This is a genomic window from Clostridium sp. AF32-7AC, assembly GCF_003477925.1.
Taxonomy (GTDB): Bacteria; Bacillota; Clostridia; order Lachnospirales; family Lachnospiraceae; genus Otoolea; species Otoolea fessa.
In genome coordinates this window covers 322,886-339,098 of record NZ_QUEG01000001.1, presented here as the reverse complement: position 1 = coordinate 339,098, position 16,213 = coordinate 322,886, and the positions used below count along the sequence as shown (strand labels likewise).

The 16,213-nt window shown below is 49.2% G+C and carries 12 protein-coding genes; 2 read left to right on the top strand and 10 right to left on the bottom strand.

Going from position 1 to position 16,213, the window contains the following annotated elements:
- Positions 1 to 22 precede the first annotated feature (22 nt).
- From bioD to gap, 10 genes are all read right to left on the bottom strand, one after another.
- Positions 23 to 706 carry a dethiobiotin synthase gene (bioD, locus tag DWZ45_RS01670; protein WP_118467270.1) on the bottom strand — a complete coding sequence of 228 codons (684 nt, stop codon included), beginning with the start codon at positions 704 to 706 and terminating at the stop codon, positions 23 to 25.
- Positions 707 to 709: 3 nt separating this feature from the next.
- Positions 710 to 1,258: a biotin transporter BioY gene (locus tag DWZ45_RS01665; protein WP_227589440.1), complete on the bottom strand. Its 549-nt coding sequence runs from the start codon at positions 1,256 to 1,258 to the stop codon at positions 710 to 712.
- A gap of 234 nt (positions 1,259 to 1,492) precedes the next feature.
- On the bottom strand, positions 1,493 to 4,012 hold the full coding sequence (locus tag DWZ45_RS01660) for a ComEC/Rec2 family competence protein (protein ID WP_243015323.1): 2,520 nt from the start codon (positions 4,010 to 4,012) through the stop codon (positions 1,493 to 1,495).
- Positions 4,013 to 4,233: 221 nt separating this feature from the next.
- Positions 4,234 to 5,196 carry a GerMN domain-containing protein gene (locus tag DWZ45_RS01655; RefSeq protein ID WP_118467265.1) on the bottom strand — a complete coding sequence of 321 codons (963 nt, stop codon included), beginning with the start codon at positions 5,194 to 5,196 and terminating at the stop codon, positions 4,234 to 4,236.
- A 201-nt stretch (positions 5,197 to 5,397) separates the two neighbouring features.
- Entirely contained in the window at positions 5,398 to 6,912 is a 1,515-nt protein-coding gene (locus DWZ45_RS01650; protein WP_118467263.1) for an ATP-binding protein, read from the bottom strand.
- A gap of 105 nt (positions 6,913 to 7,017) precedes the next feature.
- The gene (locus tag DWZ45_RS01645) at positions 7,018 to 7,893 is read right to left on the bottom strand and encodes a DegV family protein (protein ID WP_107001290.1); all 876 of its coding nucleotides are present in this window, start codon (positions 7,891 to 7,893) and stop codon (positions 7,018 to 7,020) included.
- Positions 7,894 to 8,229: 336 nt separating this feature from the next.
- Positions 8,230 to 9,771: a 2,3-bisphosphoglycerate-independent phosphoglycerate mutase gene (gene gpmI, locus DWZ45_RS01640; protein WP_118467261.1), complete on the bottom strand. Its 1,542-nt coding sequence runs from the start codon at positions 9,769 to 9,771 to the stop codon at positions 8,230 to 8,232.
- Between the two features lie 166 nt (positions 9,772 to 9,937).
- Positions 9,938 to 10,687, bottom strand: coding sequence for a triose-phosphate isomerase (gene tpiA / locus DWZ45_RS01635; RefSeq protein WP_022359187.1), 750 nt, complete (start codon positions 10,685 to 10,687; stop codon positions 9,938 to 9,940).
- A 169-nt stretch (positions 10,688 to 10,856) separates the two neighbouring features.
- Entirely contained in the window at positions 10,857 to 12,062 is a 1,206-nt protein-coding gene (locus DWZ45_RS01630; protein ID WP_118467259.1) for a phosphoglycerate kinase, read from the bottom strand.
- 103 nt (positions 12,063 to 12,165) lie between these two features.
- Positions 12,166 to 13,179, bottom strand: a complete 1,014-nt coding sequence (gene gap, locus DWZ45_RS01625) for a type I glyceraldehyde-3-phosphate dehydrogenase (RefSeq protein ID WP_022359484.1) — start codon at positions 13,177 to 13,179, stop codon at positions 12,166 to 12,168.
- A gap of 535 nt (positions 13,180 to 13,714) precedes the next feature.
- Here gap and DWZ45_RS01620 point away from each other — a divergent pair.
- The gene (locus tag DWZ45_RS01620) at positions 13,715 to 15,370 is read left to right on the top strand and encodes an ATP-binding protein (RefSeq protein WP_118467257.1); all 1,656 of its coding nucleotides are present in this window, start codon (positions 13,715 to 13,717) and stop codon (positions 15,368 to 15,370) included.
- Positions 15,363 to 16,052, top strand: a complete 690-nt coding sequence (locus DWZ45_RS01615) for a response regulator (RefSeq protein ID WP_117795944.1) — start codon at positions 15,363 to 15,365, stop codon at positions 16,050 to 16,052. Before DWZ45_RS01620 ends, DWZ45_RS01615 begins: the two co-directional genes overlap by 8 nt.
- The last annotated feature ends 161 nt before the right edge of the window (positions 16,053 to 16,213 follow it).

Sequence of the window (16,213 nt, the reverse complement as noted above, 5' to 3'; positions counted from 1 at the left end):
TTCTTCTCCTTTATCTTCTGTCTTACGCATACAGCCCTTTCAGCGTCTCCGCATCCATGGAAAGCTCCGTATCCCCATCCGCCACACAGGCAACAACCGGAATGCCCGTGTAATATTCACACATTTTCCGGTTATCCTCATGAAGCAGATTCCCCGTCTCATAATGGTTGAAAATAATTCCTTTCAGGGCAATTCCCTGTTGTTTCAGATAATAGGCAGTAAGCCCCACGCCATTGATCGTCCCAAGCCCCGCATCTGCAATCAGCAGGCAGCCAAGCCCGCACGCTTTTACTACTTCTGGAAGACGGATATCCGCTTCGTCTATGCAGAGTGGACAGAGAATTCCGCCGCTTCCTTCCATCGTCACATACTCATATTCTTCACAGACTTTGTGAAAATCTTCCAGCACCCGATCCATCTGGACCGGGTTGCCCTCCAGACGGGATGCCAGATGCGGCGATACCGCCGTCTCGTACACATACGGACACATTTCCTCAAGCGGCTGCCCGATTCCCGACATTGTTTTTACCTGCAGGGCATCTCCTGGAATCAGGCTTCCATCCACACGCCGCTCATTGCCGCTCATTGCCGCTTTATAATACGCCGCATCCGCGCCGCTCTCCCGCAGTTTTTTCACAATCAAGCCTGTCACATACGTTTTTCCAATATCCGTTCCCGTACCTGTTATAAAAATCCCCTTGCTCATCTTTTATCCAAGTCTCCCTCCCTGAATCAGCGGAATCATCCGTTTTCCTATGATGGCAGCCACAATACAGAGCACGATATCGCCCGGAACTGCCAGAACAAAGCAATATAAAAACAGCGCTCCTACGCCGATCGGCGAATTCAGATAGAAATTACTGATCACGTAGTAATAAATCATTCCAAATGCATAGACAATAAAAAGTCCCAGAAAATTAGCTCCCAGCAGGCGCCGGTAACTCGGATGCGTCTTGGCATTGGCAATCTTACCATTCACATACGCCGCAACCGCAAATCCGATGATATATCCAAAACTCGGCTGGAAAATATATCCCGGTCCGCCGCCCTGTGCGAAAATCGGAAGTCCAATTAAACCTAATACGATATAAACCACAACCGCCAGCGCCCCGTTGACCGGACCTAAAAGCAGACCTGCCAACATCGTAAATAAAAACTGCAATGTAAACGGAACCACCGGAACCGGTATCTTGATAAATGCTCCCACTGCAATCAGTGCGACAAACATCGCACACAAAACTAAATCTTTTGTCTTCATGTGTTTCAAACCTTTTTCCTCCTTGGTTATCTGAATGATTTCAGGCATCCGAAGCCATTCTATTCTCGCACATGTACATAAATTTCTCTCCGCAACCCCTGTTCCAACCATCTAAAACAGCAGCGGCCGTTCCAGATCCCGGGTAGTCGAAACAGATGCAGAACTGATTGCAAGCATAACATAGCCTTTTTCTATTGTCAACCTATTATTTTTATATAGTTAACAATTAGTTTTTTATCTGTTTTTATCTCTTTCCTTCCCATAATCTTGTTTCTTATATCCCTTGATATACATACGTTTCCCGTCCGTCCACACATTCACTGCCCCTGAATCCGCCGTTCTCCAGATCTCCGTTCCCGTCTGTTCCAGACGTTCCACCGCCTCCGGTGCCGGATGCCCGTAAGTATTTCCCTCTCCATAAGAGAGCACCGTGAAAGCTGGGGAAAAGCACTCCAAAAACTCCTCTGAGGAGGAACCGTTCGAACCATGGTGTGCAGCTTTTAACAGTGTCACTTTTTCCCCCTTTTTGTCCTCTTCCATTCCCAGAATATCTCTTTCTTCCTCCACTCCAATATCTCCAGTCAGAAGCATACGAAACTTTCCATACGTGACATCAAACACCAGTGAATGACTATTTCGCTCCTCGACCGGCTTTTCCCCCGCCTCCGGGTACAGGCACCGAAGCGCCAGGCTTTTCGCCCGCACCGTTTCTCCCCGATGCAGATAATAGACTTCCGCACCCCGTTTTCTGGCAAGAGTTTCCAGTTTTTTATATGCCTCCTGCCCTTTTCCCGCCGCCGGAAGTGCCAGATTCCGCACCCGGATATCTGCCTCCTCCTTCAAAAGCCACTCGATCCCGTTCGTGTGATCCGCATCCGCATGGCTGACCAGAATCCAGTCCAGCGTGCGGATTCCCTGACTTTTCAAAAATGGTCCCAGCACATTTTTCCCGATTTTTTTATCCTGGCTGCTGCCACAGTCCGAAAGAATTGCCTCATCCCGCGTCCGCAGAAAGACGCCGTCGCCCTGTCCTACATCGAGGAACCAGCTCTGAAAGCCATGAACAGGCTTAACCACTAAAAAGACTACCGCCACAGCAATAAATACACTATTTTTTCCCTGTGCATTCCAGTCTTTTGGAAACCGAAAAATCCCTTTTCTCCCTAAATTCTCTCTTGCTTCTCCCACACTCCACACATATCGAATCCCCAGCGCCACATAAAACACCCCTATTTTCCACATTTCCGGGCGTCCTGCCACGATGGAATGAAACGGCACGCGTTCCACCTGGATGCAAAGCCATTCATACAACTGAAAAATATAATGCCCCGGACCCGTACATGCACTTGCCGCTATTCTGAATATTTCTGGTATTTCTGATATTCCTGATGCTGCACCCCCAAAAGCCGAAAGCACTCCCGCAATGCTACTGCCTCCGCCCATTTCCCCCATTTTTCCTCCCACAAACGCTATACTGTAAATTCCAAGCGCCAGCAGACCGCTTCCGGCTGCATACGTGAGAAGCGGTATCACGATCAGATTCAGAAAAATTCCCCACATTGGAAATGTAAAATAGTGATACAGCTGAATCGGCATCGTATAAAGCTGAATTGCCGAGCTAAGCATGAATGTTTCATATCCTTTCTTTTTTTCTTTCTCTTGTTCCTCCTCTTCCCGCTCTTTTCTCTTTTTTCCCACTTTCCGCAGCCGCTCCGTCTCCAGCCCAATCGCGGCAACCGCGCCATAGGAAAGCTGCAATCCCGCCGAAAAGAGCAGATACGGCGACTGCCACGCCTGCAAAATCAAAGACAGTGACAGCGCACTCAGCAGATCGTAACTCCGCCCCAGATATGCCGCCAGACAGGACACCTCTACCATAAATACCGCCCGGAATACCGATGCTCCAAATCCGGTTACAAAACCATAAAAGGTAAGAAGCGCTGAAGCACCCAGTCCCGCCCATCCATACGATATGCCCCCCAAACGCAGGGCGCTGTAAACGCTCATGCCAATCAAAGAGACATGAAGTCCGCTGACCGCCAGAATATGTGCAATCCCATTATCCTGAAACCGTTCGCGCAGCTCTTCCGATAACCCGGATTTATCCCCCAGCAAAATTGCCTGGAAAATCCCTGCATCTTCTGGAACACAGATTTCCTGAAAAACAGCCGTCGCGTACGCCCGGAAGCATTCTGCCTGACTTCGGAGAGGGGAACTTTTTCCTTCTGAAATAAAAATCCGATCCGCCGTCACCCGGTTTCTGATTCCTAGTCCCCGATAATACATCCGATACGAAAACTGCCCCGGATTGCGCGCTTCTTCCAGAAACTCAGCAGTTCCCGTCAGATGAATCTGACTTCCGCAGGGTGGCAGAATTTTCTCTTCACACATATCCAGTAAATCGCTTTTACACGATATCAGTACCTTTTTTACACTTTCATCCTCTACCTCCACCCCCGTCAAAATCATCGTACACCACCCATTTTTTTCCGAAACAGAATCCAGTGTTCCAGATACCGCCACCTCTGTCGAACCGCCCTTCTGCGTTACCATCCGTTCCAGCGCATCCGGGCGCATTTCCACCGTCATCCGTCCCCATCCTGCCAGGAAACAGAAAAACAGCAGAAAGACACGGCACATCATCGGATCTTTCCAATTCCAGACGCGTTCTGCGTCTGTCTGAAAGTCCGAATCTACCCGTCCTTCTGCTGTTTTTATGACTGCAGGTGAAAAAGAATGTGCCTTGTGTTTCATAGGACACAATTTCCTATGAAACAAAAAAAGCGCTGCTGCAATTATAAACCACACCGTCATGCCCATCTGGTACGCTGCGACCTCTCCAAGTACGAAAGCCACCATCATCCACATTACCGGTCGTTTGATATTCAATTCCTCTTTTCCTGTATTCTACAAAACATCAACAAAATCCCATTGCTGCTCTCTTCCAAATATGGCATATACATTCTGTCTGACAGTTACTTCACAATATACTTCTCCTCTCTCTCCAGAGGCTGCACCAGCGAAATCACATTCCGGTACGTCACATCTGCCGAGCCATTGACCGTGATCTGTACTTTATTTACCGTCTGAAGCTCTGTCAGCGAATCGACGATCGCGTAAATCGGAATATACTCCGCCACATCGATATCCCCGGAAATAAAACCGCTATCCAGGTTGACATAGCAGGTATTATCTGTCAGTGATACGTTTAATACCTTTGTATTTTTCGGCATCACTGAAAGCCCGCCATTCTGGGAACCTGCCAGCAGCTGTTCCACTACCAGGCGTTCCAGCGACGTGTTCATACTGTGAAATACTTCCCGTTTTTCTGCCACCAGACCATCTTTTTCTTCATTGGCAAAATACAGGGTCAGCTCTACTTTTTCATAGGAATTGACATCCGAAATACTGTCTACAAAATCACTTCCTGCGATCGCGCCCACCGGGTTTCCATGTGTGTCCAGAAGCGGCTGTCCCTCGCAATTAATGCTGATATAATCGACTCCCTTAACCTGTGTAAAGGTCTTTGCCAGCGCCGCCCGGCACAGAATCTCCCTCGACGCTTTCATATTCATATATTCCTGATTAAAATTCAGCGTCAGCACGTTATTGTCCCGGTTAATATCCAGGAATTCAACCTTATCGCTTAAAACTGCCTGATACTCCGGGTTTTCCGGCGCCGCAAGGATCTGCCCCGCCAGCTCCCCGATCAGGATCTCAGCGTCCGTCGTCTCCGTCTGATAGGAAACACTCGCCAGCCCCGTGCGCGTCGAATTGAGATAATAAATCTGATAGACTCCGTCCTCGCCCGCCGTCGGATGCACCTCTTCTTTTTTTCGGCATCCGCCCAGAAGAAGCAGACATGCCAGGCAAAGGATCAGCCGCAAACTTACACTTCCTGCCCGTTTTCCAGAGCTTTTTTTTCTTATTTTCTCCATTTATTATTTCCTGTTGTTATTTTGCAATCTATCTCACAATAGACATTTCCCTGACCTCTCATTCGAACACTGCAACACTCAAATACTGCAACATTCAAACACTGAAACATTCGAACACGGCAGCATTCAAACACCGAAACATTCGAACACCGCAGCACCAGCAACCCTCTCGAACCTCTAAACCGCCCAGAACCACGCTGTCTACGGAATATAATTCAACGGAATCCGCACCGTAAAGGTTGCTCCCTTGCCTTCTTCACTCTTCAGGCGGATCGCGCCCTGGTGAAGAAGAATAATATTCTTTGTGATCGCAAGCCCCAGCCCGGTACCGCCTGTCTCGCGTGAGCGCGCCTTATCTACACGGTAAAAACGCTCAAATACGCGCTCTTGGAATTCTTTCGGGATTCCCACGCCATTATCCTCTACCTTCACATAAAAGAACTTGTGGTCAGCATCCAGCGTCACCCAGACTTTTCCCTCTTCGCGGTTATACTTGATGGCATTTTCCACCAGGTTCGAAAGTGCCAGGCTCAACTTTACCTCGTCCACATCTGCCGATACTTCCCGCTTGCTCTCATACGTGATCTCAATGTTCCGCCGCTTCGCGATCGGGGTCAGACGTTTTAAAATCTGTTCCAGAAGACCATTGATCGAAGTCTGGGCAATATTCAAATCCGGCGATGATTTATCCATTTTGACTAACGTCAGCAGATCATCGATAATCTTGCCCTCGCGGTCAATCTCCGCCGAAATATCCTGCATAAACTCCTGATATAGCTCCGCCGGGGCGTTCTCCATCCCCATCAGAGAATCCGCCAGCACTCTTATCGAAGTCAGCGGTGTTTTCAGCTCATGCGACACGTTGGAAACAAACTCCTGACGCGACTGATCCAGGTTTTTCAGTTTCCGGATGGTCTGCATGACTGCCTCCGAAATGTCCCGCGTCTCCCGGTACGTTTTTACATCAATATCCTGATCCAGATTTCCCTCTGCCACCATATCGAGCTGCTGCTGCAGGCGGCGGAATGGTTTCAGCAGGCAAGCCGCCGCCAATAAATCTGCGATCAGAATAAAACAGAACATAACGAGCTGCAAAAATCCCGTCTTATGCACAATTTTCTCCTGCAAAAGCGCCGAATTTTCCGTGGACGCCATCAGAAGAAGGACTCCCTGCACGCCTGCCGTATTTTTCCCATTTCCGGCTGCCACATCCGAATCGATCGGCGCTGCATCCGTGCTTTTTGCCTGAATCGGCTGCGCTACATAGAAATACTTTTTCTTCTGGTTCAGATAGCTGGAAGTTTCCCCGTCAAATGCCTTTAACACATCCGATACAACCAGCGTTTTCCCTCTGGAAAGACCAAATGTGTCTTTCAAAATCTTAAAGCTGTCGTCCACCAGCACGATTCTTCCGTTCATCAGATCCGCCGTTGTACTAAGTTCCGCATCCAGCGCCAGATTTGGATTTCCCGACAGCAGTACATTGATATAATCACTGCTGCGTATCTTGTTTGCTAAAATCAGACACCGGTTCTGCGCTTCCGCCATCCGTTCTTCCACGTGGCTCTGGTAAAAATACCCCGATGTAAAACGAACCTGTACCAGAAGCGGAACCAGCGTCAGGATCAGAAAGGCAAGGAACAGCGGGATTCGCATCCCAATCGTGTGCTCCATCGCTTTCCATATCTTTCTTTTATGTTCTGCTATTCTTCTCATGTTCCTGTCCTGAACGATTACAGTTCACACGCTCTTTGCGTTGCTTAACTTACTGACATTGGCTGTGAACTTTAACCCCGAAATGCTGCTCCGTAACTGCGTTTCTCACAACAACGATCCGATTTCAAGCTTCTTCGTTGCCGCAATCGCCAGCGCTCCCGGTCCGATATGGCAGGCTACACTTAAGGACAGCGGCTCTACACGGACTTCCGTCTCCGGGAAAAGTTCCCGAAGCTCGGCTGCCAGCTCCTGCGCCATCTCATCATTGTCGGTATGCGCTACATCAATATACGTTTTTTCTCCCGTCATATCATCAAACCGATTTTCCAGATCGCGGGTGATCGCCGTGATCATCATGGAACGCGCCTGTTTCATCGTCCGCGCCTTCGCAAATGCGTCCAGCTTCTCGCCCTGTATCGTCAGAACCGGTTTTAAACGGAGAAGTGTTCCGAGCGCTGCTGCCGCTGGTGTGATTCTACCGCCCTTTTTCAGGTATTTTAATGTGTCAACCGTGACATAAATAGTTGAATCCAAACCTGTCTCTTCCAGCTTTTTGCAAATCGCCTCCGCGTCCATGCCGGCTGCCGCCATGTCAAGCGCATCCTGCACCGAACGGCGCTGTGTCACGGAAATCCTGTGATTATCCGCCACCTGCACTTTTCCGTCGAAATCATCTGCCAGCATCTTTGCCGTCTGGCAGGAACTCGAAAGCCCGCTGGACATCGGGATGTGCACAACTGCATCGTATTCCTCCAAAAGTTTTTCCCAGAGATTTAAGATCGTCTCCGGGGACGGCTGGGATGTGCTCACATCGTGATCCCCGCTCAGATGCTCATAAAATTCCTTCTGTGTCAAATTTATATCTTCCAGATACTCGGTTCCATCAATCATAAACGGCATCGGCAGGACATATACGCCCATCTCTTTCGCCTGTGCCTGTGTAATTCCGCTGTTGCTGTCTGTAACAACCGCTACCTTCATGCTTGTTTCCTCCTGTTTTCCCTGTGAATCTGCTGCCATCCTATTTTCCTTTCCGCATAACACTTTCTTTTCTAAAAATGTCTGCCCTGGAACAGCCTCCGAGCGGTTCACATAGATGATTTTATTTTATCCTATTTTCTTATGAAATGGAAGAGAGAAGTAACGGGATTTTCACGGGATTTTCAGTTCAGAAAATTCCTACCTGTGAACAAAAAACTGCCACAAAACAAGCCCCGACCATTTCTCTGTTCATGATCTTTTCTTGCTTTATGGCAGTTTTCCCGATTCTTATTGACGGTTATATTTATACTTTCCTAATATATTCGAAAATTCTCCCTATTTCACCAACAGCGACTCTCCCGTCATCTCCTTCGGCTTCTCAAGTCCCATCAGTTCGATCAGCGTCGGCACAATATCGCAGAGGCGTCCGCCCTCGCGCAGCTTGTACGCCGGGTCAGCGCCGACCAGGATAAACGGTACCTGATTGGTCGTATGAGCGGTCCACGGCTCGCCGGTTGCCTCATCGACCATCACCTCTGCATTACCGTGATCGGCGCAGATAAAGAGAACGCCTCCGGCTGCCTTGATGGCTTCAACTGCACGTCCTACGCAGGCATCGACGGTCTCAATCGCCTTGATCGCAGCCGACTCCACGCCCGTGTGACCTACCATATCCGGGTTTGCAAAATTGATGATGATGACATCATATTTGCCGGACTCGATCGCCTCCACCAGCTTATCGCACACGATCGGTGCGCTCATCTCCGGTTTCAGGTCGTAGGTCGGAACCTCCTTCGGAGACGGAACCAAAATGCGGTCCTCGCCCTCGTTCGGCTCTTCCACGCCGCCGTTGAAGAAAAATGTTACGTGTGCATATTTCTCGGTCTCGGCGATACGTGCCTGCGTCATATGGTGCGCCGCCAGGAACTCTCCAAATGTGTTCTTAATCTCTTCCTTCTTGAACGCAATCAGCTTGTTCCCGATCGTCTCATCGTAATCGGTAAAGCATACAAACGTCAGGTCAAGCTTCTTCTCTCTCGCAAATCCGGTAAATCCCTCATCGCAGAATGCGCGAGTGATCTCTCTTGCACGGTCCGGACGGAAATTGAAGAAAATGACGGAATCGCCATCCTGAATCGTGGCAACCGGCTTTCCGTCCTTCTCTACATAGAACGGTACGACGAACTCATCGTTTACCTCTTTATCATAGGATGCCTGAATGCCTGCACACGCGCTTTCTGCCTTCTCGCCCTCTGCCTTTGTCAGCACATCGTAAGCTTTCTGGACACGATCCCAGTTTTTATCACGGTCCATCGCATAGTAGCGTCCCATCACGGAAGCCACCTCGCCGATGCCAAGCTGCTGCATCTTCTTCTCTAATTCTGCTACGAACTCCTTGCCGGAGGTCGGCGGTGTATCACGTCCGTCCAGGAAGCAGTGCACATACACTTTTTTAAGTCCCTGACGTTTTGCGAACTCCAGAAGTCCGAATAAATGAGTCAGATGGCTGTGAACGCCGCCGTCTGATACCAGTCCGAACAGATGCAGGGCGGAATCATTTTTCTTGCAGGTGTCTGCGGCTGCCAGAAATTCCGGATTCTCAAAGAAATCGCCATCCTCGATTGATTTCGTGATACGGGTCAGCTCCTGGTATACGATACGTCCGGCACCCATATTTAAATGTCCAACCTCCGAGTTACCCATCTGTCCGTCCGGCAGACCGACCGCCAGACCGCTGGCATTGCCGCGCACAAACGGGCACTGGCTCATCAGCTGATCCATGATCGGTGTCTTCGCCTCACACACGGCATTGTGCTCACAGGTATCTCTCATGCCATATCCATCGAGAATCATTAATACGGTTGGCTTTTTTTTCATCTCTTTCTTCTTCCTTTCCTTCCATGAAATGAACCGTTTTTTCTGAAACAACCGGATGAACCAACAATTTTGATTGTTTCAGTTCAAAACCTTCACCTTCTTTTTTTACTGGCAAAAAGGGGACTGCCACGCCTCACACGTGCGACAGCCCCCTTTTGCTCATCTCTTATTTATAATTTACAATCTTTCCAAAATCTGCCTTTAAGGATGCGCCGCCTACCAGACCGCCATCGATATCCGGCTGTGCAAACAGCTCCGGAGCCGATGCTGCAGATACGGAACCGCCGTACTGAATGCGGATCGCCTCTGCGGTCGCCTCATCGTACACTTCCTTGATGCACGCACGGATCGCGCCGCACACTTCCTCAGCCTGCTCGGTGGTCGCTACCTTGCCGGTACCGATCGCCCAGATTGGCTCGTATGCGATCACAGCTGTCTTTGCCTGCTCTGCGGTCACATTCTGGAATGCGATCTTGATCTGCTGGCGGATCCAGTCAAGCGTGATGCCCTGCTCTCTCTGGGTCAGAGTCTCGCCGCAGCAAATGATCGGGGTCAGACCGTGCTCAAATGCTTTCAGTACCTTCTTATTGACCGTCTCATCGGTCTCTGCAAAATATTCTCTGCGCTCGGAATGTCCGATAATCACGTATTTAACGCCTGCATCGGTCAGCATATTCGGGGAAATCTCGCCGGTGTAAGCACCTTTCTCCTCGAAATACATATTTTCAGCGCCAACTGCGATGTTGGTTCCCTCGCACGCTTTTACAACCGGGATAATATCAATCGCCGGTACGCAGAATACAACGTCTACATCTTCCGAAACAACGAGCGGCTTCAGAAGCTCTACCAGAGCTACTGCCTCCGACGGCGTCATGTTCATTTTCCAGTTGCCTGCTACGATCTTTCTTCTAGCCATGACTATTCTATTCCTCTTTTCTGTTTGTTTATTTGTTACTGTTCACGCATACGTGCCCAGTAACGGAATTTGCCGTGGCTTCGCATTTAAATACGGCAAATTCCTGCTGCCACCACGTTTTCTTACGGCACTTTCGGTTCCAAAAGTGCCTACCTGTAAACAGTAACATTTATTTATTATTCGCTGCCGCTACACCCGGAAGCTCCTTTCCCTCTAAGAATTCCAGGGAAGCGCCGCCGCCGGTGGAAATATGGGTCATCTTGTCGCCAAATCCAAGCTGGTTGACCGCTGCTGCAGAATCGCCGCCGCCGATGATCGTGGTTGCTTCGGTGTCTGCCAGTGCTTTTGCAACTGCGATTGTACCCTGTGCCAGAGTCGGGTTCTCAAATACACCCATCGGTCCGTTCCATACAACTGTCTTAGCAGATTTTACGGTGTCTGCATACAGCTTTGCAGTTTCCGGTCCTATGTCAAGTCCCATCGTATCAGCCGGGATAGCGTCAACCGATACATTCTGTACCTCGATCGGTGCATCGATCGGATCCGGGAAGGATGCTGCTACAGCTGCATCAACCGGAAGGAGCAGTTTCTTGCCAAGCTTCGCCGCCTTCTCTACCATCTCACGACAATAATCTAACTTTGTATCATCGACTAAGGATTTACCAATCTCCTTGCCCTGTGCTTTTAAGAAGGTAAATGCCATGCCGCCGCCGATGATCAGCGTGTCGCACTTCTCCAGCAGGTTGGAGATAACGTTTAATTTATCGGCTACCTTCGCGCCGCCTAAAATGGCAACGAACGGGCGAACCGGGTTATCCACTGCATTTCCAAGGAAATCGATCTCTTTCTGCATCAGGTAACCAACTACTGCGGTGTCCACATACTGGGTCACGCCTACGTTTGAGCAGTGTGCGCGGTGTGCAGTACCAAATGCATCGTCCACATAGACATCACACAGGGATGCCAGATCCTTGCTGAACGCCTCACCGTTCTTGGTTTCCTCGGCACGGTAACGGGTGTTCTCAAGCAGAACAACCTCGCCATCCTTCATCGCCTCAACGGCTGCCCTTGCGTTCGCTCCAACCACTTCCGGATCGGCTGCAAATTTCACTTCCTGTCCCAGAAGTTCAGACAGACGAACGGCTACCGGTGCCAGAGACAGCTCCGGCTTCGGCTCTCCCTTCGGTTTGCCAAGGTGGGAGCAGAGAATTACCTTTCCGCCGTCCGCAATCAGTTTTTTGATCGTCGGAAGCGCTGCCACCAGACGGTTTTCATCGGTGATCTTTCCTTCTTTTAACGGTACGTTGAAATCACAGCGTACCAGAACGCGTTTGCCCTTTACATTGATATCATCCACGGATTTTTTATTCAGCATATCCTGTCTCCTTTACATTATAAAAGAATAAAAAACAGGTCCGGTCCCGACCGAGGACCGGACCCATCTTGAATCCTTATGATTTTCTATCGAATCGATAAAATTATGCCAGCTCTGCGAAGTATTTGATTGTACGAACCATCTGGCTTGTGTAGGAGTTCTCGTTGTCATACCAGGAAACAACCTGTACCTGATATAAGTCATCACCGATCGGAGATACCATAGTCTGTGTAGAATCAAACAGGGAACCATAGCGGATACCTACGATATCGGAAGAAACGATCTCATCCTCGTTGTAGCCGAAGGACTCAGTCTGAGCTGCCTTCATAGCCTCGTTGATAGCTTCCTTGGTAACGTCAGCTTTCTTAACAACGGCTGTCAGAATAGTAGTGGAACCAGTCGGAACCGGAACACGCTGTGCGGAACCGATGAGCTTGCCGTTTAATTCCGGAATAACCAGACCAATCGCTTTTGCAGCACCGGTGGAGTTCGGAACGATGTTGACAGCGCCTGCTCTTGCTCTTCTTAAATCGCCTTTTCTGTGCGGTCCGTCCAGAATCATCTGATCGCCTGTGTAAGCGTGGATGGTGGACATGATACCGGACTGAATCGGAGCATAATCGTTTAATGCCTTAGCCATCGGAGCCAGGCAGTTAGTTGTACAGGATGCTGCGGAGATAATCTTATCTTCTGGTTTCAGTGTCTTGTGGTTTACATTGTATACGATAGTCGGAAGGTCATTGCCTGCCGGTGCGGAGATAACGACTTTCTTAGCGCCTGCATCGATATGTGCCTGTGCTTTTGCCTTGGATGTATAGAATCCGGTACACTCCAGAACTACGTCTACACCAATCTCGCCCCACGGAAGTTCAGCAGCGTTTGCCTTTGCGTAGATAGTAATCTTCTTGCCATCTACTACAATATAATCTTCGCCAGCTTCTACCGTATGTCCATCGTATCTGCCCTGAGCAGAATCATACTTTAACAGGTGAGCTAACATTTTCGGATTTGTCAGATCGTTGATAGCTACGACTTCGTAACCCTCAGCGCCAAACATCTGTCTGAAAGCCAGACGACCAATACGACCAAAACCATTAATTGCAACTTTTACTGCCATGATCTCATTCCTCCTAGAAATTCATCTTCATGATTGTTAAATATTAATCAACCCTGCTTGTATTGTACCCAACTTTTCCTAAAATAGCAAGTGGTTTTTTGTAAATTTTACAGCAAATATTCAGTATTTTCTCTCTTGCTGCGCACAACTTCGACGGATTGTCATATCTTAAATGGAATTTTGTGCTGACAGCCTTAATTTTGCATAATTTTTTAACCAAATGCTCTAATTCGAACTATTTTCATTTTAATCGATCTCTTCTTGTTTTTCAACCTTTTTCCGTGGCTTCGCATTTGAATACGGCAAATTCCTGCTGCCACCACGTTTTCTTACGGCACTTTCGGTTCCAAAAGTGCCTACCCGTGAACAATAACCCGGCCACTTTGCAATTCGCCATCCAGCGCCTTGTAAACCTCCACACTTTCTTGCAGATCGTTTCTTTTTTTACTATAATAACTTTAATCATCGTTTTGGTTTACACATTTTGCAGACCGGATCAAATCATTTCCTAAAATAAATTCCGGAGGTTTTATATATGAAGATAAAGGAAGGAAAATCAGCGCTGGAACAGAATCTATACCGATCCTTTCTGCTCCTTTCCGCTACTCTGGTGCTCATCTCACTTGGTTTTACTCTGTTTTTTGATATTTCCAGGCAGCGAAAGGATATGGACAAGCTGATCAGCGGCACTGCTTCTTATATTGCTGCAATTCCGGATGTCGCCGCCATGCTGGAAAACGGCTATCCTGATTCCACCGTGACCCGCGACCTGGATTCTCTTTCTTCGAATATACCAGATATCAATGTCATCGTCATCAGTGATAAAAACGGACTGCGCTTTTACCACACGAACCGTCTGAAAACCGGCGATTCCTACGTGGCAGGTGACGAGGACGCTATTCTGGCAGGAAGCGATCCATATATCACAACCGGCTACGGCACGCACGGCATGCAGCGGCGCGCCTTTCACGCAGTAAAAAACAGCGGCGGAGAGATCGTCGGTTTTGTGATGGTTTCCCTGTTCACCGCTACCCTGTCCGCCCAGCACCGCAGTCTGCTGTTCTTTTATATAATTATATTCCTGATCATGATGATCGTCAGCATTTCCCTGACGCACACAATGTTCTCCCTGCTGCGCGACTCCCTGTTGGGATATGACCCGGAAGAACTCGTCAATATTTATACCCGCCAGGATGAGGTCATGAATATGATCGACGAGGGACTTGCCGCAACCGATCTGGACGGCAGAATTCTCTTTGCCAACCAGAAAGTTTCCACGATACTCGGTCGTCCTGCAAACGATCCTCCGCTCACCCACTTAACGATTCAGGAATTGTTTCCACAGACCGCTTTCGATCAGGTTATAAAAACCGGCGAAAGTGTAACGCACGAGAGCATCAGCTTCGCCGGACGCCAGCTCATCGTCAAGGAGGTGCCGATCCATGGACGCGGCAAACAGGCGCGCCGGGGTGTCCTGATCGTTTTATTTGACCGCACCGACCTCCTGCGTCTCTCCGACGAGCTTTCCGGCGCCCACAATATGTTGGACACGCTGCGCGCGTTCAACCATGAATTTTTAAATAAGCTGCACATCATTCTCGGCTACCTACAGACCGGGGAGATTCAGCAGGCGATGAATTTTATCACCAACAGCAGCCTTGTCTCCAGCCAGTCCGTCCGTGAGACAGCCAACTGCATCCGCGTTCCGAAAATCTGTGCGCTTGTGATCGGGAAAATGATGCACGCCGCTGAGCTTGGCATCCGCCTGCAGGTCAGCGCCGACAGCACCTGCCGCGACCATGATCTGCTGATCCCGGTGGAAGGATTTGTCACCATTCTCGGCAATCTGATGGAAAATGCCATTGAAGAGCTAAGCCACGATCACACCGCCAGTCCGGATGTCATTAACGCATCTGAAAGCCCGCGCGAGATCCACATCGGCATCTACTGCCGCCCAGACGTCAACATCATCACCTGCGAGGACACCGGGCACGGCATACAGCCACAGCTGCTCGATCATATTTTCGAAAAAGGTGTTTCCTCCAAGGGCGAGAACCGCGGAACCGGGCTTTTCCTGGTTCATGAGCTGATGGAGGAGTACGGCGGAACCATCGATATCGACACAGAGCCTGGCGAGGGCACCTGCTTCACCCTGACATTTACCCGAAAGGAGACAGAATCTAATGTATAAAGTCATTATTATAGAAGATGATCCGATGGTTGCATCCATCAATAAACAGTATGTCGAGCTGACCTCCTCTTTTCACGTGGAGGCAACTTTCAAAAACGGCATCCTTGCCCTGCAGTATCTGCAGAACTGCACGGTTGACCTGATTATTCTCGACTACTACACGCCTCAGATGAACGGTGACGAATTTATCGACCAGCTCCACGCGGCTGGCATGACCCCTGCGATCATCATGGTAACCTCTGCCAACGACGCAGAGACCGTCCGCCGGCTTATTTCCCGCGGCGTCACCGATTATCTCGTCAAACCATTTGAATATGACCGTTTCAAAGCTGCCCTGGAACGATTTGCGAAACGTCAGGAGGAATTGAAAACATCGGCGTCCGCTTCTGACCTGGGACAGGCGGAGATCGACCGCCTCTTCTCCGTCCCGGATGTCTCCTCCCAGAGCGCTCCGCTGACAAAGGGCCTAAATGAACGCACCCTTGGACTGATCCGTCTCTTTCTCTCCGAACATCCGGAGGAGGTCTGGTCCAGCGAACAGATTTCGGAACAGGTTCATTTGTCCCGTATTACAGTCCGGCGGTACTTAAATTACCTGGTTGAAACCAACGAACTGGTCAGCATGATCGATTACCAGACCGGTGGACGCCCTTCTATTAAATATAGATATTCCGGAAAATAAGAGCCACTTCGTTTTCCAGCAATATACAGGTTTTTCCTGCCTTTTCGCGGCTACAGCTGTACAGATTCATCATAGAACCGTATCTATACTGCAGTCGCTTTCTTATAGTCATTTTTATTTACAATACTTACAAAACTGTATTTAAAATTACATAAATTGAC